18 protein-coding genes are annotated in these 18,624 nt (G+C 68.0%); 10 read left to right on the top strand and 8 right to left on the bottom strand.

Annotation, left to right across the window (positions count from 1 at the left end; translation table 11 throughout):
• Positions 1-121: 121 nt before the first annotated feature.
• Positions 122-373 (bottom strand): hypothetical protein, encoded by a 252-nt coding sequence (locus F9288_RS20900; protein ID WP_174838623.1) that lies wholly within the window; start codon positions 371-373, stop codon positions 122-124.
• An 88-nt stretch (positions 374-461) separates the two neighbouring features.
• The gene (gene lipB, locus F9288_RS20895) at positions 462-1,127 is read right to left on the bottom strand and encodes a lipoyl(octanoyl) transferase LipB (RefSeq protein ID WP_174838621.1); all 666 of its coding nucleotides are present in this window, start codon (positions 1,125-1,127) and stop codon (positions 462-464) included.
• 81 nt (positions 1,128-1,208) lie between these two features.
• On the opposite strand from lipB, the gene F9288_RS20890 reads away from it, so the two are divergent.
• Both F9288_RS20890 and F9288_RS20885 read left to right on the top strand, forming a co-directional pair.
• Positions 1,209-2,024 (top strand): hypothetical protein, encoded by an 816-nt coding sequence (locus F9288_RS20890; RefSeq protein ID WP_174838620.1) that lies wholly within the window; start codon positions 1,209-1,211, stop codon positions 2,022-2,024.
• Positions 2,021-2,767, top strand: coding sequence for a hypothetical protein (locus F9288_RS20885; RefSeq protein ID WP_174838618.1), 747 nt, complete (start codon positions 2,021-2,023; stop codon positions 2,765-2,767). Before F9288_RS20890 ends, F9288_RS20885 begins: the two co-directional genes overlap by 4 nt.
• On the opposite strand, the gene F9288_RS20880 is transcribed toward F9288_RS20885, so the two are convergent.
• Together F9288_RS20880 and hemF are read right to left on the bottom strand one after the other, a co-directional pair.
• Positions 2,737-3,330, bottom strand: coding sequence for an N-acetyltransferase (locus tag F9288_RS20880; RefSeq protein WP_174838616.1), 594 nt, complete (start codon positions 3,328-3,330; stop codon positions 2,737-2,739). The genes F9288_RS20885 and F9288_RS20880 overlap by 31 nt on opposite strands.
• Before the next feature lie 7 nt (positions 3,331-3,337).
• Positions 3,338-4,180: an oxygen-dependent coproporphyrinogen oxidase gene (gene hemF, locus F9288_RS20875; RefSeq protein WP_174839240.1), complete on the bottom strand. Its 843-nt coding sequence runs from the start codon at positions 4,178-4,180 to the stop codon at positions 3,338-3,340.
• 143 nt (positions 4,181-4,323) lie between these two features.
• Between hemF and F9288_RS20870 the strand changes: the two genes are divergently transcribed.
• Positions 4,324-5,730, top strand: coding sequence for an amino acid permease (locus tag F9288_RS20870; protein WP_174838615.1), 1,407 nt, complete (start codon positions 4,324-4,326; stop codon positions 5,728-5,730).
• Positions 5,731-5,811: 81 nt separating this feature from the next.
• Here F9288_RS20870 and acnA read toward each other — a convergent pair whose 3' ends face one another.
• Positions 5,812-8,499 (bottom strand): aconitate hydratase AcnA, encoded by a 2,688-nt coding sequence (acnA, locus tag F9288_RS20865; RefSeq protein ID WP_174838614.1) that lies wholly within the window; start codon positions 8,497-8,499, stop codon positions 5,812-5,814.
• 191 nt (positions 8,500-8,690) lie between these two features.
• Positions 8,691-10,013: an MFS transporter gene (locus F9288_RS20860; protein ID WP_174838612.1), complete on the bottom strand. Its 1,323-nt coding sequence runs from the start codon at positions 10,011-10,013 to the stop codon at positions 8,691-8,693.
• A gap of 121 nt (positions 10,014-10,134) precedes the next feature.
• On the opposite strand from F9288_RS20860, the gene cyoA reads away from it, so the two are divergent.
• Genes cyoA through F9288_RS20825 form a run of 7 tightly spaced genes read left to right on the top strand, consistent with a single transcriptional unit; the run spans position 10,135 to position 16,661 of the window.
• Positions 10,135-11,157 carry a ubiquinol oxidase subunit II gene (gene cyoA, locus F9288_RS20855; RefSeq protein ID WP_174839239.1) on the top strand — a complete coding sequence of 341 codons (1,023 nt, stop codon included), beginning with the start codon at positions 10,135-10,137 and terminating at the stop codon, positions 11,155-11,157.
• Between the two features lie 4 nt (positions 11,158-11,161).
• Complete coding sequence (gene cyoB, locus F9288_RS20850) at positions 11,162-13,159, top strand: cytochrome o ubiquinol oxidase subunit I (protein WP_174838611.1); 1,998 nt, start codon at positions 11,162-11,164, stop codon at positions 13,157-13,159.
• Between the two features lie 5 nt (positions 13,160-13,164).
• Positions 13,165-13,797, top strand: a complete 633-nt coding sequence (gene cyoC / locus F9288_RS20845) for a cytochrome o ubiquinol oxidase subunit III (protein WP_174838609.1) — start codon at positions 13,165-13,167, stop codon at positions 13,795-13,797.
• The gene (gene cyoD, locus F9288_RS20840; protein WP_174838608.1) at positions 13,794-14,186 is read left to right on the top strand and encodes a cytochrome o ubiquinol oxidase subunit IV; all 393 of its coding nucleotides are present in this window, start codon (positions 13,794-13,796) and stop codon (positions 14,184-14,186) included. Before cyoC ends, cyoD begins: the two co-directional genes overlap by 4 nt.
• On the top strand, positions 14,183-14,851 hold the full coding sequence (locus tag F9288_RS20835; RefSeq protein WP_174838606.1) for an SURF1 family protein: 669 nt from the start codon (positions 14,183-14,185) through the stop codon (positions 14,849-14,851). The genes cyoD and F9288_RS20835 overlap by 4 nt, the downstream gene beginning before the upstream one ends.
• A complete protein-coding gene (locus F9288_RS20830; protein ID WP_174838604.1) occupies positions 14,848-16,134 on the top strand; it encodes an ATP-binding protein in 1,287 nt (428 codons plus the stop codon). Before F9288_RS20835 ends, F9288_RS20830 begins: the two co-directional genes overlap by 4 nt.
• Positions 16,131-16,661 carry a response regulator transcription factor gene (locus F9288_RS20825; RefSeq protein ID WP_174838603.1) on the top strand — a complete coding sequence of 177 codons (531 nt, stop codon included), beginning with the start codon at positions 16,131-16,133 and terminating at the stop codon, positions 16,659-16,661. Before F9288_RS20830 ends, F9288_RS20825 begins: the two co-directional genes overlap by 4 nt.
• Positions 16,662-16,700: 39 nt before the next feature.
• Here F9288_RS20825 and F9288_RS20820 read toward each other — a convergent pair whose 3' ends face one another.
• Together F9288_RS20820 and F9288_RS20815 are read right to left on the bottom strand one after the other, a co-directional pair.
• Positions 16,701-17,885, bottom strand: a complete 1,185-nt coding sequence (locus F9288_RS20820) for an acyl-CoA dehydrogenase (RefSeq protein ID WP_174839238.1) — start codon at positions 17,883-17,885, stop codon at positions 16,701-16,703.
• 120 nt (positions 17,886-18,005) lie between these two features.
• The gene (locus tag F9288_RS20815) at positions 18,006-18,569 is read right to left on the bottom strand and encodes an FxDxF family PEP-CTERM protein (protein ID WP_174838601.1); all 564 of its coding nucleotides are present in this window, start codon (positions 18,567-18,569) and stop codon (positions 18,006-18,008) included.
• Between the last annotated feature and the right edge of the window lie 55 nt (positions 18,570-18,624).

The following is an 18,624-nucleotide window of genomic DNA, read 5'->3' as shown; positions in this document are numbered from 1 at the left end:
TCGGCCTGCCGCATTGTGCTTGCCTGTGCGCAAGGCTCCGCGTCCGCGCGATCCGGGCGGACAAGCGAAAGGCCGCCCGGATACCGGACGGCCTTCCTCGTAATCGGTGCCTTGCGGCGGATTACTGGGCGTTGCCAGCCGGCGCCATCGCGTTCGCGTCGGCAGCGCCCGTGTCGTTCGCCATCGCGCCAGCGTTCATCGAGCTGTCGACCGCCGTCATGTTGTCGGTGGTGGTGTCCATGCCCTCGGTGGCGTTCATGTCGGTGATGGTGGTGTTCTCGGTGGTGGTCTCGGTCTTCGAGCCGCAAGCCGAAACGGCGAGAGCCGCCGCCGCAATGGCCGTACCGGTCAGGATCTTGGAAATAGCACGCATTGAAAGCTCCCTAGACAGTGGATTTGGACGGGCGCGTAGCCATTAATCCCCAAATCGGGGTGGACATTAGTCGCATCCGGCCCTCCCCTCAAGTCTCGTTTTCGCGAGCGCCGGAGAGGGCATTGATGAAGTCGTCGCGGGTCAACGCCAGAGCGGCGTCGAAGGTTGCAAGATCCTGCGGCGCGCCAAGCGCTTCGGCGCTGGTCACCGGATAGTCGGCGATGCCGCACGGCACGATCCCGCCGAAGTGCGCGAGGTCGGGCGAGAGGTTCACCGAAAAGCCGTGGAACGTCACCCAGCGCCGCACGCGCACGCCGATCGCGCCGATCTTCGCCTCGCGCCCGGCGCGGTCGATCGTCCAGATGCCGATCCGCCCCGGCGCGCGGAAACCCTCGATCCCGAGCCGCGCCAGCGCCGCGATCACCCAGCCTTCGAGCGAATGGACGAAATGCCGCACGTCGCGCCCGCGCCGCGTCAGGTCCAGCATCAGATAGCCCACGCGCTGCCCCGGCCCGTGATAGGTGTAGCGCCCGCCCCGCCCCGCGCTCACCACCGGGAAGCGCGGATCGATCAACTCGGCCGGGTCGGCGCTGGTGCCGGCGGTGTAGACCGGGGGATGCTCGACGAGCCAGATCAGCTCGCCCGCTTCCCCCGCGGCGATCGCGGCGGCGCGCGCCTCCATTCCGGCGAGCGCGGCGGCATAATCGGTAAGGCCCGGCGACACGCGCCATTCGATATCGGCTGACTGGTCCACGCCCGCCAGATGCGGTCGACACGCTCGATTGGCAAGCGTGGGGACGATGCGCTACGTGTCTCGCCGCAGACAGGAGTTCTTATGGTACGGATCGGCACGGTATGGGATCGGACGACCGAGGTGATCGCCGGCCGGCTCGGGATGCTGGCGTGGCTCGCCGGGCTGTTCCTGTTCGCGCCTTCCGTGTTGCAGGCGATCATGCGCCTGATGGCGATGGGCAGCGCTTCCGGCGGCATGCGCCTACTCGCCGGGCTGGTCGGGCTGGCGGTGGCGGTATTGGCGATATGGGGCACGCTGGCGATGACCGCGATGGCCAGCGATCCGGCGGTCGACCGGCATGAGGCGATCGCGATCGGGCGGCGTCGCCTGCCGGCGGGCATCGCGGTGCTGCTGGTGGTGGTCGTCGCGACCTTCGTGGTGGTGATCGCGCCGCTCGCATGGCTGATGGCGGGGAGCGTCGATATGGCGCGGCTGGAGCAGGGGGCCTCGCCCTCGTTCGATCCCTCGCGCGCGGCGGCGGCCGTTCCGGTGCTGCTGGCGCTGTGCGCGTTCATGCTGTGGCTCAGCGCGCGGCTCCTGCCGCTGTTCGCGGTGGTGACGAACGAGCGGCGTGGCCTTGGCGCCTTCGCCCGCGCCTTCGCCCTGACGCATGGGAGCACGATGAAGCTGATCGGGCTGATCCTGCTCTACGCGCTGGTCGCGATCGTGCTGCTGACCGCCGTGACCTGGGTGCTGGGCAGCGCGACGCAGATCGCGTTCGGCGACGAGGGGCGGATGTGGAGCGTGCTGGTGCTCGCGATCGTCACGGGCATCGTCACCGCCGGCCTCAGCGTCCTGCAGGCGGCCTTCAGCGCGCAATTCTACATCGCCGCGCGCGAACGCCTCGACAACGCATGATGCTTTCCCTTGGCCGCGTCCTCGGCGACGCGTGGACGATCCTGCGCCGCGAGGGCGATCTGGTGGTGCGCCTCGCGGCGCCGTTCGTCTTCCTGCCCGCCTTCGCGGTGCAGTTGCTCGTCGCCCCGCCCCCCGCGCTGCCGCAGACGCCGGGCGACCAGGCGGCGATGCAGGCGTGGCTGGAGCGGTTGACCGCCTGGGGGCAGGCCAATGCCGGCTGGTATCTGCTGGCCGACCTGATCGGCATCTACGGCCTCGCGGCGCTCGTCATCCTGCTGATCCACCCGGCGCGGCCCGACGTGAAGACCGCGCTGGCCACCGCCGCGCGGCGCTTCGGGCGGTTCCTGCTCGCCGACCTGCTGGTGTCGATCCCGGTCGGGCTGGGATTGTGGCTGTTCGTGCTGCCGGGTCTGTACGTCCAGGCGCGGCTGGTCGCGACCGTCCCCGCGCTGGTGGTGGAGGCGCCGATCAGCGCGTCGCGCGCGCTGGGGCGGAGCTGGCTGCTGACGCGGCGCGAATGGTGGGGCGTGCTCGCCGCGATCGTCACCCTGTTCGTCGCGCAATATCTGGTGCTCGCGCCGCTGATCGGGGCGGACGACGTGCTGCGCTCGCCGGAGCATCGCAACCCGATCGTGCTCGCGCTGATCGACGCGGGGATGGCGGCGGCGGCCACCGCCTATCACCTCGGCGTGCTGGCGATCGGGATCGCCGTCTATCGGCGGCTGGCGAGCAAGGGGACCTGAGGCGCCGCGTCCGCCGGCAGCAGGCCGAGCAGGCGCGGATCGGGAAAGGTCTCGATCGTCCGCTTAACCGCGACGAAGCCCTGCGCGCGATAGAAATTGAGCGCGGAAGGGTGATCGAGCGTGCAGGTGTTGACCGTCACGCGCCGCACCTCGGCGCGCCACGCCCGCGTCAGCGCCTCGCTCATCAGCCAGCGGCCATGGCCTTTTCCGGCAAGCTCCGGCACCAGCCCGAAATAGCAGATCTCGCACGTCGCCGGACGGGCATGGTCCAGCTCCAGCATCCCGACCTCGATCCCCGCGCGATCGACGGCGGCGAAAACGGAGACGGCGGGGGCATGGACGATCTCCGCCAGCCGCGCATCGTCCATCGCCAGCCGCGAATACCATAGCCACGGCCCGCCGACGCGGCGGAACAGCGCGCGATATTTGTCGAGGTCCGGCGCGGGCCAATGCACCAGCCGCAGCGGCGCATCCGGCGCGGGGCGCAGCGGCGGACGGCGAGTCATCTCCAGCGACGTCACGATCGTCGCGAGCTGGTCGCCCGGCACGGGGGTGAGGGCCATCGCCGGCTCAGTCCCAGGTGGCGACCGGGGGCAGGCTCATCAGGATCGCGTCGATATTGCCGCCGGTTTTCAGCCCGAACAACGTGCCGCGATCATAGACGAGGTTGAACTCGGCGTAGCGCCCGCGCCATTCGCGCTGCACCGCCAGCTCCGCGCCGGTGAAGGGCAGGTGCATCCGTCGCCGCACGATGCGCGGGAATATCTCGAGGAAGGCGCTGCCGACATCCCGCGTGAAGGCGAAATTCGTCGCGAAATCGCCCTCCAGATGATCGTAGAAGATGCCGCCGACGCCGCGATGCACCTTGCGGTGCGGGATGTAGAAATAATCGTCCGCCCATTGCCTGAAGCGCGGATAATGGCCGGCGTCGTGCGCGTCGCAGGCGGCCTTCAGCGCGGCGTGGAAATCGGCGGTATCCTCCGCGATCGGCAGCGGCGGGTTGAGGTCCGCCCCGCCGCCGAACCAGCGCTTCGTGGTGACGAGGAAGCGTGTGTTCATATGCACCGCCGGGACGTGCGGGTTGGCCATGTGCGCGACGAGGCTGATCCCGGTGGCGAAGAAGCGCGGGTCGTCGCCCGCGCCGTGGATCGTCTTGCCGAACTCGCCTTCGAACGCGCCGCCGACGGTGGAGACGTTGACGCCGACCTTCTCGAACACGCGCCCCTTCATCACCCCGCGCACCCCGCCGCCGCCGGGCGCGCCGGAGGGATCGGCACGGTCCCAGGCGATATAGTCGAAGCGCGCGTCCGATCCCGCCTCGCGCTCGATCGCCTCGAACTCGGCGCAGATCAGGTCGCGCAATTGCTCGAACCAGGCGCGCGCGGTGGATTGCTGTTCGTCTAGCGGCTGCATCGTGAAGGCGGTAAGCGCCGGTCGCGGGGCTGGCAACTCCCGCGCCGCCATGGTCGCGCGCGCCAATCGCCGCACAGCGCATTTCCTATGTTCATTCCATCTGTTACGCCCCCGCATCGAGGAATGCCATCGAGGGGGAGTGAATGGGCAGCCTGTTACGCCGCAAGATCATCGTGGAGCAGCCACCGGAGCGCGCGCTGGCGCGCACCTTGTCGTGGCCGCATCTCGTCGCGCTGGGCGTCGGCGCGATCGTCGGCACCGGCATCCTGACGCTGATCGGCGTCGGCGCGGATCGCGCCGGGCCGGCGGTGATCCTGTCCTTCGTCATCGCCGGGGCTATCTGCGCCTGCGCCGCGCTCGCCTATGCCGAGATGGCGACGATGATTCCGGCCTCGGGCAGCGCCTATACCTACAGCTATGCCGTGCTGGGCGAGATCATCGCCTGGGTGATCGGCTGGTCGCTGATCCTAGAATATTCGCTCGTCGTCTCGACCGTCGCGGTCGGCTGGTCCGGCTATGCCACGCCGCTGCTGACGCCTTACGGCTTTCCGGTGGAGCTGGCCAACGGGCCGGCGCTCGGCGGGGTCGTCAACCTGCCGGCGGTGTTCATCATCGCGGTGGTGGCGGGGATGCTGATGTTCGGCACGCGGGAGAGCGCCACGCTCAACGCGATCCTCGTGGTGGTGAAGATGATCGCGCTGGCGGTGTTCGTCGGCATCGCGCTGCCGCATTTCAACGGCGCCAACCTGGAGCCGTTCATGCCGTTCGGCTTCGCCAAGCACGCCAGCCCGGACGGGGTGGAGCGCGGCGTGATGGCGGCGGCGGCGATCATCTTCTTCGCCTTCTACGGCTTCGACGCCATCTCCACGGCGGCGGAGGAGACGCGCAATCCGGGGCGCGACCTCGCGATCGGCATCGTCGGGTCGATGGTGGCGTGCATCGCGATCTACATGCTCGTCGCGGTGGCGGCGGTCGGCGCGCTTTCCTTCACCCGCTTCGCCGACAGCCCCGAGCCGCTGGCGCTGATCCTGCGCGAGATCGGGCGGAGCGGCTTCGCGACCTTCCTCGCGGTGAGCGCGGTGGTGGCGCTGCCGACGGTGCTGCTCGGCTTCCTGTTCGGGCAGAGCCGCATCTTCTTCGTGATGGCGCGCGACGGGCTGCTGCCAGAGGCTTTGGCGAAGGTGTCGCGGCGCGGCGCACCCGTGCGCATCACCGCGCTGACGGCGGTGCTGGTGGCGATCATCGCCGGGCTGATGCCATTGGACGCCATCGCGGCGCTCGCCAATGCGGGGACGCTGGCGGCGTTCGTCGCGGTGTGCGTGTCGATGATGGTGATGCGCGTCCGCGCGCCGGATGCGCCGCGCACCTTCCGCACGCCTTTGTGGCCCGTGGTGGGCACGATCGGCGTGCTCGGCTGCATCTATCTGTTCTTCAGCCTGCCGCACCGGACGCAGGAATATTTCCTGATGTGGAACGCGCTGGGGCTGGTGCTCTACTTCGTCTACGGCCGCGCCCGCGCGAACGCGGGGGCGGCGATGAGCGACGCATAAACCCGCTCCTTCGGGAGCGTGGATACGAAAAGGGCGGCCCGTCGCGAGACGGACCGCCCTTTTTCGCGTCAGCCCGACCGATCAGGCGGCGAGCTTGCGCAGCACATATTGCAGGATGCCGCCGTTCAGGAAGTATTCCAGCTCGTTGACCGTATCGATGCGGCAGCGGGTGAGGAAGGTCTCGCTGCTGCCATCGGCGCGGGTGAGCGTCACTTCCACGTCCTGACGCGGGCGCAGGCCGGCGACATCGTGGATCGTGAACGTCTCGGAGCCGTCGAGCTTCAGCGTCTTGCGGTCCACGCCGTCCGCGAACTGGAGCGGCAGCACGCCCATGCCGACGAGGTTGGAGCGGTGGATGCGCTCGAAGCTCTCCGCGATCACCGCGCGCACGCCGAGCAGGTTGGTGCCCTTCGCCGCCCAGTCGCGCGACGAGCCGGTGCCATATTCCTTGCCCGCCACGATGACGAGCGGGGTGCCGTCCGCCTTGTAGCGCATCGCCGCGTCGTAGATCGGCATCACCTCGCCGTCATATTTCGACATGCCGCCCTCGACGCCCGGCACCATCTCGTTCCTGATGCGGATGTTGGCGAAGGTGCCGCGCATCATCACTTCATGGTTGCCGCGGCGCGCGCCGTAGCTGTTGAAGTCGGCCTTCGAGACCTGATGCTCCTGAAGGTAGATGCCCGCCGGGCTGTCCGCCTTGATCGAGCCGGCCGGCGAAATGTGGTCGGTGGTGATCGAATCGCCCAGGATCGCCAGCGGCTTCGCCTCGATGATGTCGGTGACGGCCTTGGGCGTCATCTCCATGCCCTCGAAATAGGGCGGGTTGGCGACATAGGTGGAGCCGGCGCGCCAGCCATAGGTGTCGCTGCCCTCGACCTGGATCTCGCGCCACTTGGCGTCGCCGGCATAGACGTTGCCGTAGCGCGCGCGGAACATCGCATCGTCGATGTTCGCGGTCATCAGCGCGTTGACCTCGTCGTTGGTCGGCCAGATGTCCTTGAGATAGACGTCCGACCCGTCCTCGCCCTTGCCGATCGGGGTGGCCACCATGTCCTCGGTGACGGTGCCCTTCAGCGCATAGGCGACGACCAGCGGCGGCGAGGCGAGGAAGTTCGCCCGCACGTCCGGGCTGACACGGCCCTCAAAGTTGCGGTTGCCGGACAGCACGCTCGCCGCGACGAGGTCGTTGCCGTTGATCGCGGCCGAGATCGGCGCCGCCAGCGGGCCGGAATTGCCGATGCAGGTGGTGCAGCCGTAGCCGACGAGGTTGAAGCCGATCGCGTCGAGGTCTTCGCTGAGGCCAGACTTGTCGAGATAGTCGGTCACGACCTGCGACCCCGGCGCGAGCGAGGTCTTCACCCACGGCTTCGGCTTCAGCCCCTTCGCCCGCGCCTTGCGCGCGACGAGGCCGGCGGCGACCAGCACCGAGGGGTTCGAGGTGTTGGTGCAGGAGGTGATCGCGGCGATCACCACGTCGCCGTCGCCGATGTCATGGTCGCGGCCCTCGACCGGCACGCGCACCGGCGCCGGCTTGCTGTAGAGCTTGGCGAGATCGGCGTTGAACACGTCATCCACCGTGTCGAGGGTCACCTTGTCCTGCGGGCGCTTCGGGCCGGCGAGCGAGGGGACGACGCTGCCCATGTCCAGCTCGAGCGTGTCGGTGAACACGGGATCGGGCGACGAGGCGTCACGCCACATGCCCTGCGCCTTGCTGTACGCCTCGACCAGCGCAATCTGGTGATCGTCGCGCCCGGTGAGGCGCATATAGTCGAGCGTGCGGTCATCGACCGGGAAGAAGCCGCAGGTCGCGCCATATTCCGGCGCCATGTTGGCGATGGTCGCGCGGTCGGCGAGGCTCATCGAGGCGAGGCCGGGGCCGTAGAACTCGACGAAGCGGCCGACCACGCCCTTGGCGCGCAGCATCTGCGTGACGGTGAGCACGAGATCGGTGGCGGTGATGCCCTCGCGCAGCTTGCCGGTCAGCTTGAAGCCGACGACTTCCGGGATCAGCATCGACACCGGCTGGCCGAGCATCGCGGCCTCCGCCTCGATCCCGCCGACGCCCCAGCCCAACACGCCGAGGCCGTTGATCATCGTGGTGTGGCTGTCGGTGCCGACGAGCGTGTCGGGGTAGGCGATCATCGCGCCGTTCTTCGCGAACTCGCCGGTCTCCTTGGCGGACCAGACGGCCTGGCCGATATATTCGAGGTTCACCTGATGGCAGATGCCCGTGCCCGGCGGCACGACCTGGAAATTGTCGAGCGCCTTGCTGCCCCATTTCAGGAACTCGTAGCGCTCGCCGTTGCGGGCATATTCGAGATCGACGTTGTCGGCGAACGCCTTGGGCGTGCCGAACTCGTCGACCATCACCGAGTGGTCGATGACGAGGTGCACGGGCACCTGCGGATTGATCTTGGCCGCGTCGCCGCCGAGCCTGGTGATCGCGTCGCGCATCGCGGCGAGGTCCACCACGCAGGGGACGCCGGTGAAGTCCTGCATCAGCACGCGCGCGGGGCGATACTGGATCTCGCGGTCGGAGCGGCGCTCCTTCTGCCAGTCGACGATCGCCTGCACGTCCTCCGGCGTCACGGTCACGCCGTCCTCGAAGCGCAGCATGTTCTCCAGCAGCACCTTCATCGAGAAGGGCAGGCGCGAGATGTCGCCATATTTCGCCGCCGCCGTGGCGAGCGAGAAATAGTCGTAAGACTTGCCGTCCACGGCGAGCGTGGAGCGAGCGCCGAGCGTATCGTGGCCGATGGCGGTCATGCGGGTCCTTTCCCCTTGATGTTCGGGCCTTGCCGGGCGCGGCGGGGAGGCGGCGGCCGCGACAGGTGCCGGGCCGCCGCGCGAGCGCGCCCGGTCGGGCGGATGAGCGACGTGTTCCGGGTGGCCGATAGCAGCGGGTGCGGCGGGGGGGAAGGGGCGCGAGGCGGGTTATCGCGCCCGATCGCGGCCCCTCAATCCAGCCGGCGCGCCAGCTCGGAGTTGAGTGCCAAGGCGACCAAAGTGCCGATCGCCCCGGACAGCAGATAGCCGCCCGCCGCGATCAGCCCGAACTTGTCGGCGAGGATCAGCGCCGCGAACGGGGCGAAGCCCGCGCCGAACAGCCAGGCGAGGTCGGAGGTCAGCGCCGCCCCGGTGTAGCGCGCGCGCTTCGGGAAATTGTTGGTCACCGCGCCGGAGGACTGGCCGAACGACAGGCCGAGCAGGATGAAGCCCAGCACCATATAGGTCGCCTCGCCCGCGCCGCCCGCGTCGAGCAATTGCGGCGCGAAGCCGGAGAACGCCGCGATCGCCGCCGCCGTATAGCCCAGCACCGCGCGCCGCCCGATCCGGTCGGCCAGCATCCCGGAGGCGACGATCGCCGCCACGCCGAACGCCGCCCCGATCATCTCGATGAACAGGAAGCGGGTTATGCTCTCCTGCGTGAACAGCGCCACCCACGACAGTGGGAACACCGTGACCATGTGGAACAGGGCGAAGCTCGCCAGCGGGGCGAAGGCGCCGATGACGATGTTGCGCCATTGCGCCTTCACCGTCGCGGTGACGCGCGAGGGGGTCAGCTCGCGCGCCTTGAACAGCTCGGTATATTGCGGCGTCACCACGATGCGCAGCCGGGCGAACAGCGCCACCACGTTGATCGCGAAGGCGACGAAGAACGGATAGCGCCAGCCCCAAGACATGAAATCATCGACGCCGAGCGTGCCGACGAAGAAGGCGAACAGCCCGCTCGCCACGATCAGGCCGAGCGGCGCGCCGAGCTGCGGCACCATCGCGTACCAGCCGCGCCGGTTCGCCGGGGCGTTGAGCGCGAGCAGCGAGGCGAGGCCGTCCCATGCCCCGCCCAGCGCGATGCCCTGTCCGACGCGCAGCGCCGCGAGGATCAGCGCCGAGGCGATGCCGACCGAGGCGTAGCTCGGCAGGAAGCCGACCGACACGGTGGAGGTGCCGAGCAGGAACAAGGCGATGGTGAGCTTCGTTCCGCGCCCGTGGCGGCGGTCGATCGCCATGAAGATCTGCGTGCCGATCGGCCGCGCGAGGAAGGCGAGCGGGAACAGCGCGAACGAATAGAGGGTGCCGGTGATGCGATCGACGAACGGGAAGATCACCTGCGGGAACACCAGCACCGAGGCGATCGCATAGACGAAGAAGTCGAAGAATTCGGAGGTGCGGCCGATGATGACGCCGATCGCTATCTCGCCGGGGCGAACCGGGTCTCCGGCGTGGAGCGCGCGGGCGTCGCGCTCAAGGCTGGCGGAATTGGCAATCGCTTCGGCCATCTGGCATAAACTCTCGAAAGAAAATCACGCTCCCTTAGGCTCGCCGTCCGGGGGCGGGGATAGGACAAATTGTCCTATTTCGCAGTTGCACAATCCGATCTAGCCGGGAGCTATCATGCACATGAATGCTCGAAACTGGAAGTGGCCCCGTGCGCTGCTCGCCGCGCCGCTGCTCGCGGCGCTGGGCGGTTGCGGCATGGTCGTCATGGACCCGTCCGGCGACGTCGCGCGGCAGGAGGCCGATCTCGTCCTGTGGTCGGTGTGGCTGATGCTGCTCATCATCGTGCCGGTGATGATCCTGACGGTGGTGTTCGCATGGCGCTATCGCGCGTCGAATCGCGAGCGCGAGGCGGAATACAGCCCGGACTGGGACCATTCGACCGCGCTGGAACTGGTCATCTGGTCGTGCCCCCTGCTCATCATCATCGCGCTCGGCGCGCTGACCTGGGTTTCGACGCACACGCTCGATCCCTATCGCCCGCTCGGGCGGATCGCGCCGGGCAAGCCGGTGCCGGCGGACCAGAAGCCGCTGGAAGTGCAGGTCGTCTCGCTCGACTGGAAATGGCTGTTCATCTATCCGGAGCAGGGCGTGGCGACGGTCAACGAACTGGTCGTGCCGGTGGATCGGCAGGTGCGCTTCCGCATGACCTCGTCGGGGGTGATGAACACCTTCTACGTGCCGGCGATGGCGGGCATGATCTACACGATGGCGGGGATGGAGACGAAGCTCCATGCCGTGCTCAACAAGCCGGGCGACTATGCCGGCATGTCCGCCAACTACAGCGGCGCGGGCTTCTCCGGCATGAGCTTCCGCACCCATGCGGTGGACGACGCGGCGTTCGGCCGCTGGGTCGGCAAGGTGAGGGCGAGCGGCGGCGCGCGGCTCGACGCGGCGAACTATCTCAAGCTGGAGCAGCCGAGCGAGCGCGTGCCGGTCACCTATTTCCCGGCGGTCGAGCGCGGGCTGTTCGATCGCGCGGTGAACCTGTGCGTCAAGCCGGGGACGCCGTGCATGAGCGAATCGATGCACGGCCATGTCGCCGCGCCGATGCCCTCGGCCCCGATGCCCCCGACCGACGCCGCGCCGTCGTATCAATCACCATCACAATCGCACGACGCCCACGCGCCGGCGACGGGGGCCTGAGGCAATGTCCGACGCCTTGACCAAATTCATCTTCGGCCGGCTGACGCTGGACGCCATTCCCTATCACGAGCCGATCCTCGTCGCGACCTTCGCGGCCGTGGCGCTGGGCGGCATCGCGGTGGTCGGCGCGATCAGCTATTTCAAATTGTGGGGCTATCTGTGGCGCGAGTGGTTCACCACCGTCGACCACAAGCGCATCGGCATCATGTACATGGTGCTGGGCATCGTCATGCTGCTGCGCGGCTTTTCCGACGCGGTGATGATGCGCATCCAGCAATCGATCGCGTTCAACGGCAGCCAGGGCTACCTGCCCGCCGAGCATTACGACCAGATCTTCACCGCGCATGGCGTCATCATGATCTTCTTCGTCGCGATGCCGCTGGTGACGGGGCTGATGAACTATATCATGCCGCTCCAGATCGGCGCGCGCGACGTGTCCTTCCCGTTCCTCAACAATTTCAGCTTCTGGATGACCGCCGCCGGCGCGATGCTGGTGATGGCGAGCCTGTTCGTCGGCGAGTTCGCGCGCACCGGCTGGCTGGCGATGGCGCCTTTGTCGGGGCTGGATTTCTCCCCGGACGTGGGCGTCGATTACTACATATGGTCGCTCCAGATCGCGGGCGTCGGCACGACATTGTCGGCGATCAACCTCATTACCACGATCGTCAAGCTGCGCGCGCCGGGCATGACGATGATGAAGATGCCGGTGTTCTGCTGGGCGACGCTGGTCACCAACGTGCTGATCGTCGCGGCCTTCCCGGTGCTGACCGCGGTGCTCGCGCTGCTCGGGCTGGACCGCTATCTCGACACGCATTTCTTCACGAACACCTTCGGCGGCAACCCGATGATGTACGTGAACCTGATCTGGATCTGGGGCCACCCGGAGGTCTATATCCTCGTGATGCCGGCGTTCGGCGTCTATAGCGAGGTGGTCTCCACCTTCTCGGGCAAGCGCCTGTTCGGCTATACGTCGATGGTCTATGCCCTGATCGTCATCTGCATCCTGTCCTATCTCGTGTGGCTGCACCATTTCTTCACGATGGGATCGGGCGCGACGGTCAACAGCTTCTTCGGCATCACGACGATGATCATCTCGATCCCGACGGGCGCGAAGATCTTCAACTGGCTGTTCACCATGTATCGCGGCCGCATCCGCTACGAGCTGCCGATGATGTGGGCGGTCGCCTTCATGCTGACCTTCGTGATCGGCGGCATGACCGGGGTGATGCTGGCGATCCCGCCGGCCGACTTCGTGCTGCACAACTCGCTGTTCCTCGTCGCGCACTTCCACAACGTCATCATCGGCGGCGTGGTGTTCGGCATGTTCGCGGGGATCAATTACTGGTGGCCCAAGGCGTTCGGCTTCAAGCTCGACCGCAAATGGGGGCTGGTGAGCTTCTGGAGCTGGGTGATCGGCTTCTGGGTGGCGTTCGCCCCGATCTATGTCGTCGGGCTGATGGGCGTGACGCGCCGGCTGCGCACCTTCGACGATCCTTCCCTGCAGATCTGGTTCGTCATCGCCGGGATCGGCTCTGCGATCATCGCGGTGGGTATCCTCGCCTTCCTGATCCAGATCGTCGTTAGCATCAGGAACCGCGAGGCGCTAAGGGACGTGACGGGCGATCCGTGGAACGGCCGCACGCTGGAATGGTCCACCTCTTCGCCGCCGCCCGACTATAATTTCGCCTTCACCCCGGTGATCCACGATCTCGACGCCTGGGCCGATATGAAGAAGCGCGGCTGCGAGGTGCCGGCGGCGGGGTGGATCGATATCCACATGCCGCGCAACACCGCCGCCGGGATCATCCTCGCCGGGCTGTCGGCGGTCGCCGGATTCGGCTTGATCTGGCACATCTGGTGGATGGTCGCGGGCGGCATGCTGGGGGTGATCGGCACCGCGATCTTCCACAGCTTCAACTACAACCGCGATTACGACATCCCGGCCGCCGAGGTGGCCGCAACGGAAACCGCGCGCCTGAAGGCGCTGGCGGCGAGGGCCTGACGATCATGGCGCACAGCAACCCGACCGCCGCCACCGACGCCGCGCCGGTGTTCTGGGAAACCGAGCCGCATCATCACGCCGAAGGCTCCAGCACGATGCTGGGCTTCTGGCTCTACCTGATGAGCGACTGCCTGATCTTCGGCATCCTGTTCGCGTCATGGGGCGTCTATGGCCGCAACTTCGCGGGCGGGCCGACCAGCCACGAACTGTTCGACCTGAAGCTGGTGGCGGTGAACACCGCGCTGCTGCTGCTCTCGTCGATCACCTACGGCTTCGCGATGATCGCGGTGCATGCGCATCGCAAGGCCGCCGCGCTGCGCTGGCTGGTCGTCACGCTGCTGTTCGGGCTGGGCTTCCTCGGGATCGAGCTGTTCGAGTTCCACCATCTGATCCACGAAGGGGCGGGGCCGGGGCGCTCGGCGTTCCTCTCCAGCTTCTTCACCCTCGTCGGCACGCACGGGCTGCACGTCACCTTCGGCTCGATCTGGCTGGTGGTGCTGATGGTGCAGGTGTCCGCCAAGGGGTTGATCCCCGCCAACGTCCGGCGGCTGGAATGCCTGTCGCTGTTCTGGCACTTCCTCGACGTCGTGTGGATCGGCGTCTTCACCTTCGTCTATCTGCTGGGGTCGATGGCATGAGCGCGCGGGAACATCATCACCACGAGGACGCGACGGGCGCGCCGCACGGCACGCGGCGCGGCTATCTCACCGGCTTCCTGCTGTCGGTGCTGCTCACCGCAATCCCCTTCGCGCTGGTGATGAGCGGCGTGATCGCCGACCAGCGCATCACCGCCGCCATCGTCGCGGCGCTGGCGGCGGTGCAGATCGTCGTCCACATGATCTACTTCCTGCACATGAACACCCGGTCGGAGAACGGCTGGTCGCTGATGGCGCTGATCTTCACATTGGTGATCCTGGTGATCGTGCTGGCCGGGACGTTGTGGGTGATGATAAACATGAACCATTACATGATGCCGCCGATGATCGGGCAGCCGGCGGCGCATACGATGGACATGAGCGGGATGTGAGATCGGCGCTCGCGAAGCTGCTGACGATCGCGGCGATCCTCGGCTTCGTCGGGCTCGGCGTGTGGCAGCTCGAGCGGCTGCAATGGAAGCTGGCGCTGATCCGCCATGTCGAGGCGAAGCTCGCCGCTGCCCCGGCACCCGCCCCGCCCGCGACGTATCGGGCGACCCCGGACGATACCTACACCCGCGTCACCGTGCGCGGGCGCTGGCTTTCGGGGCATAACGCCTATGTGCAGGCGCTGACCGATCTCGGCGGCGGCTATTGGGTGATGACGCCGCTCGATACGCCGCGCGGGCGCATCCTCGTCAATCGCGGCTTCGTGCCCGCCGACATGCGCGGCCGCGCGCCCGCCGCGAGCGGGGCGGGCGCGGTGACGGGGCTGCTGCGGCTCACCGAGCCGGGCGGCGGCTTCCTGCGCGCCAACGATCCCGCCGCCGGGCGCTGGTATTCGCGTGACGTCGCGGCGATCGCGGCGGCGGAGCGGCTCGGGCCGGTCGCGTCGTGGTTCATCGACGCGGGGCCGAGCGGCGCGAACTGGCCGCGCGGCGGGATGACCGTCGTCGCCTTCCGCAACGCGCACTTCAGCTATGCGCTGACGTGGTTCGCGATGGCCGCGCTGCTCGCCGTGCTGGCGTGGCGCGCGTGGCGCAGGGGCGGGCGATGAGCCTGCCGCCCCGCCCGCAGGACGCCGCGCGCCGCAATCTGCTGCTGCTGATCCTGCTGCGCTGGCTGGCGGTCGGCGGGCAGCTCGCGACGATCCTCGTGGTCGAGTTCGGCATGGGCATCCGCCTGCCGCTCGCGCCGATGCTGACGACGCTCGCGGGGCTGGTGGTGCTCAACCTCGTCCAGCTCGCCACCGCGCGCTTCCCGGTCACCAATGCCGAGCTGCTCGGCGCGCTGCTGATCGACGTGGCGGCGCTCGGCGTCCAGCTCGCATTGTCGGGCGGGGCGACCAATCCGTTCGTCACCCTGTTCCTGCTCCAGGTGGTGCTCGGCGCGGTGCTGCTGGAGGCGTGGTCGAGCTGGCTGCTGGTGGCGGTGACGAGCGCGGCCTTCGCCCTGCTCGCCTTCGTCCACCGCCCGCTGCCGCTGCCGCCGGAGTTCGCCAGCCGGCTCTCGGTGCCCTATATGCTGGGAAGCTGGTTCAACTTCACGCTGGCGGCGGTGCTGGCGGTGCTATTCGTCACGCGCGGCGCGGCGAACCTGCGCCAGCGCGACGCGCATCTCGCGGCGATGCGCAGCCTCGCGGCGGAGCAGGAGCAGATCGTGCGGATGGGATTGCTGGCGAGCGGCGCGGCGCATGAGCTTGGCACGCCGCTCTCGACCCTGTCGGTGACGCTGGGCGACTGGCGGCACGAGGCGGAGGCGCGCGCCTTCCCGCGTCTGGCCGGCGAGATCGCGGAGCTGGAGGCGGAGGTGGCGCGCTGCAAGGAGATCCTCGCCGGCATCCTGTTCGCCGCCGGCGAGGTGACCGGCGAGGCCCCGGCGCGCACCACCTTGCGCCGCTTCGTCCAGCGCATCGTCGAGCGCTGGGGGCGGCCGGAGCTGGTGACGCTCGACGATTGCCTGTGGCGCGACCCGCCGATCGTCGCGGACCGCGCGCTGGCGCAGACCATCGTCAACCTGCTCGACAATGCGATCGAGGCGGGCGCGAGCCACGTCACGCTGACCTATGCGCTCGACGATGCCGGCGACGGCGGCGAGGAGGAGATCGTCATCGCCGCACGCGACGACGGGCGCGGCTTCCCGCCCGAGTTCCTGGACGGCATCGGCCGCCCCTATCAGAGTAGCAAGGAGCGGCGCGGCGCCGGGCTTGGCCTGTTCCTCGCCAGCAACGTGCTGCGGACGCTGGGCGGATCGCTGGAGGCGCGCAACGATCCGCGCGGCGGCGCGGTGGTGGTGCTGCGCCTGCCGCTCGCCACGCTGTCGCTGGAGAAGAAGGGATGAGCAGCGGCCGGTTGCTGATCGTCGAGGACGACACGGTGTTCGCGCGCACGCTGGCGCGCTCGTTCGAGCGGCGCGGCTATGCCGTGGAGGTGGTGCACGGGCCGGACACGCTGGAGGCTGTCGCGCGCCGCTTCGCCCCCGATCACGCGGTGGTGGACCTGCGGCTCGGCGGCGGCGCCTCCGGGCTGACCTGCGTGCGGCAGCTCCACGCGCTCGATCCGGCGATGCGCGTCGTCGTGCTGACCGGCTTCGCCAGCATCGCGACGGCGGTGGAGGCGATCAAGCTCGGCGCGACCAACTATCTCACCAAGCCGGCCAACACCGACGACATCGAGGCCGCCTTCGCCCGCGTCGAGGGCGATCCCGACACCGACATCACGACGCGCGCGACCAGCATCAAGACGCTGGAATGGGAGCATATCCACCAGACCCTGGTGGACACCGACTTCAACATATCGGAGGCCGCGCGCCGGCTCGGGCTGCACCGGCGGACGCTGGCGCGGAAGCTGGAGAAGCGGCACATCTGACGCGCCGCGCCTTATCCAGCTTGCGCGGCTGGCGGTGGTTCAGAAAGCGGCGATACCGGTGATGGCGCGTCCGAGGATGAGGGCGTGGACGTCATGGGCGCCCTCATAGGTGTTGACGGTCTCGAGGTTGATGAGGTGGCGCATCACCTGATATTCGCCGGAGATACCGTTGCCGCCGTGCATGTCGCGGCTCATCCGCGCGATATCGAGCGCCTTGCCGACATTGTTGCGCTTGACGATCGAGATCATCTCCGGCGCGAACTTCCCCTCGTCCATCAGCCGCCCGACGCGCAGGCTCGCCTGCAAGCCGAGCGCGATCTCGGTCTCCATGTCGGCGAGCTTCTTCTGGTAGAGCTGGTTGGCGGCGAGCGGCCTGCCGAACTGGTGCCGGTCCAGCCCATATTGCCGCGCGGCATGGAAGCAGAATTCCGCCGCGCCCAGCGCCCCCCACGAGATGCCGTAGCGCGCGCGGTTGAGGCAGCCGAACGGCCCCTTCAGCCCCTGCACCTCGGGAAGCAGCGCGTCCTCGCCGACCTCCACCTCGTCCATCATCACCATCCCGGTGATCGAGGCACGCAAGCTGAGCTTGCCCTCGATCTTCGGCGCGGAGAGGCCCTTCATGCCCTTCTCCAGCACGAAGCCGCGGATGCCGCCGCCATGCGCGTCGGACTTCGCCCAGATCACGAACACATCCGCGATCGGCGCGTTCGATATCCACGTCTTGCTGCCCGAGATGCGATAGCCGCCGTCGGTCTTGACCGCGCGGGTCTTCATGCCGCCGGGGTCGGAGCCCGCATCCGGCTCGGTCAGGCCGAAGCAGCCGATCCACTCGCCCGACGCCAGCTTCGGCAGATACTTGCGCTTCTGCTCCTCCGAGCCATAGGCGTAGATCGGATACATGACGAGGCTCGACTGCACGCTCATCATCGAGCGATAGCCCGAGTCGATCCGCTCCACCTCGCGCGCGACGAGGCCATAGGCGACGTAAGACGCGCCGACCCCGCCATATTCCTCCGGCACCGTCGGGCCGAGCAGGCCGAGCGCCCCCATCTCGCGGAAGATCGCCGGGTCGGTCACCTCGTTGGCGAAGGCGTCGATCACGCGCGGCGCCAGCCTCTCCCGCGCATAGGCGCGCGCCGTGTCCCGCACCATCCGCTCGTCATCGGAGAGCTGATCGTCGAGAAAGAAAGGGTCCGCCCAGTCGAACGCGCCCATGCCGGCCATCATCAACTCCTGTGGTTTCGCCATCGCCGCTTCGCGGGATTGCGGCGGCTTGTCCAATGGAAAAGGGCCGCCCGCCACGAAGGCGGACGGCCCCATCCGGCCCGGAAAGGGGTGGGCCGATCAGGCGAAGCGGACGGCCGTCTCGCGGCGGCGATAGCGCATCGCGCCCGCGACCATGCCGAAGCCGAGGATCATCAGCGCCCAGGTGGCCGGCTCCGGCACCGCGCCGCTGCTCGGGTTGAACGAGAGGAGGCCGGCGTAGTTCGAGCCGATCTGCGCATTGTTATACTTGACCGTGATGTAGTGATTGCCGGCCAGAAGCGAGCTGGCCGCCAGCGTCTGCAGTTCGAAGACGCCGTCGCTGACCTTGTTGAACGCGATGCCGTTGTCCAGCATGACCGACGTGAAATCGAGGTTGGTCAGCGTGAGGTACAGGCCGACCGAGCCCACGAAACCGTAAAGGTCGCCGTTGGTCGGCACGGTGAAATTGTAGACGTCCGTGCCCTTGGCGAGCGAATTGAAGAAGCCGTACTTCTGACCCGTGGCATAGGGGTCGGTGTTGCCGAATACGGCATTGTAGGTGCCGCCGATCGGCTGCAGCGTGATGCTCGTGGTGACGGCCGAGGCCGGCACGGCGGAGACGGCGGCGAGGGCTGCGGCGGTGGCGAACGCTAGCTTCTTCATGGTTTTCTTCCCCTATGGTGACGGACACCGCAATGCCGCGTCTGCGTTGTTAATT

The sequence above is a fragment of the Sphingomonas sp. CL5.1 genome (genome assembly GCF_013344685.1).
Lineage (GTDB): Bacteria > Pseudomonadota > Alphaproteobacteria > Sphingomonadales > Sphingomonadaceae > Sphingomonas.
Note: the sequence above shows the minus strand (reverse complement) of the source record. Positions and strands in the feature narration are given on the sequence as shown.

Coding starts and splice junctions, on each gene's coding strand:
- cyoB (WP_174838611.1), top strand. CDS start 11,162: ATGTCCGACGCCTTGACCAAATTCATCTTCGGCCGGCTGACGCTGGAC.
- F9288_RS20890 (WP_174838620.1), top strand. CDS start 1,209: ATGGTACGGATCGGCACGGTATGGGATCGGACGACCGAGGTGATCGCC.
- F9288_RS20900 (WP_174838623.1), bottom strand. CDS start 373: ATGCGTGCTATTTCCAAGATCCTGACCGGTACGGCCATTGCGGCGGCG.
- F9288_RS20860 (WP_174838612.1), bottom strand. CDS start 10,013: ATGGCCGAAGCGATTGCCAATTCCGCCAGCCTTGAGCGCGACGCCCGC.
- F9288_RS20880 (WP_174838616.1), bottom strand. CDS start 3,330: ATGGCCCTCACCCCCGTGCCGGGCGACCAGCTCGCGACGATCGTGACG.
- F9288_RS20815 (WP_174838601.1), bottom strand. CDS start 18,569: ATGAAGAAGCTAGCGTTCGCCACCGCCGCAGCCCTCGCCGCCGTCTCC.
- F9288_RS20885 (WP_174838618.1), top strand. CDS start 2,021: ATGATGCTTTCCCTTGGCCGCGTCCTCGGCGACGCGTGGACGATCCTG.
- cyoC (WP_174838609.1), top strand. CDS start 13,165: ATGGCGCACAGCAACCCGACCGCCGCCACCGACGCCGCGCCGGTGTTC.
- acnA (WP_174838614.1), bottom strand. CDS start 8,499: ATGACCGCCATCGGCCACGATACGCTCGGCGCTCGCTCCACGCTCGCC.
- F9288_RS20870 (WP_174838615.1), top strand. CDS start 4,324: ATGGGCAGCCTGTTACGCCGCAAGATCATCGTGGAGCAGCCACCGGAG.
- cyoD (WP_174838608.1), top strand. CDS start 13,794: ATGAGCGCGCGGGAACATCATCACCACGAGGACGCGACGGGCGCGCCG.
- F9288_RS20820 (WP_174839238.1), bottom strand. CDS start 17,885: ATGGCCGGCATGGGCGCGTTCGACTGGGCGGACCCTTTCTTTCTCGAC.
- F9288_RS20825 (WP_174838603.1), top strand. CDS start 16,131: ATGAGCAGCGGCCGGTTGCTGATCGTCGAGGACGACACGGTGTTCGCG.
- cyoA (WP_174839239.1), top strand. CDS start 10,135: ATGAATGCTCGAAACTGGAAGTGGCCCCGTGCGCTGCTCGCCGCGCCG.
- F9288_RS20830 (WP_174838604.1), top strand. CDS start 14,848: ATGAGCCTGCCGCCCCGCCCGCAGGACGCCGCGCGCCGCAATCTGCTG.
- hemF (WP_174839240.1), bottom strand. CDS start 4,180: ATGCAGCCGCTAGACGAACAGCAATCCACCGCGCGCGCCTGGTTCGAG.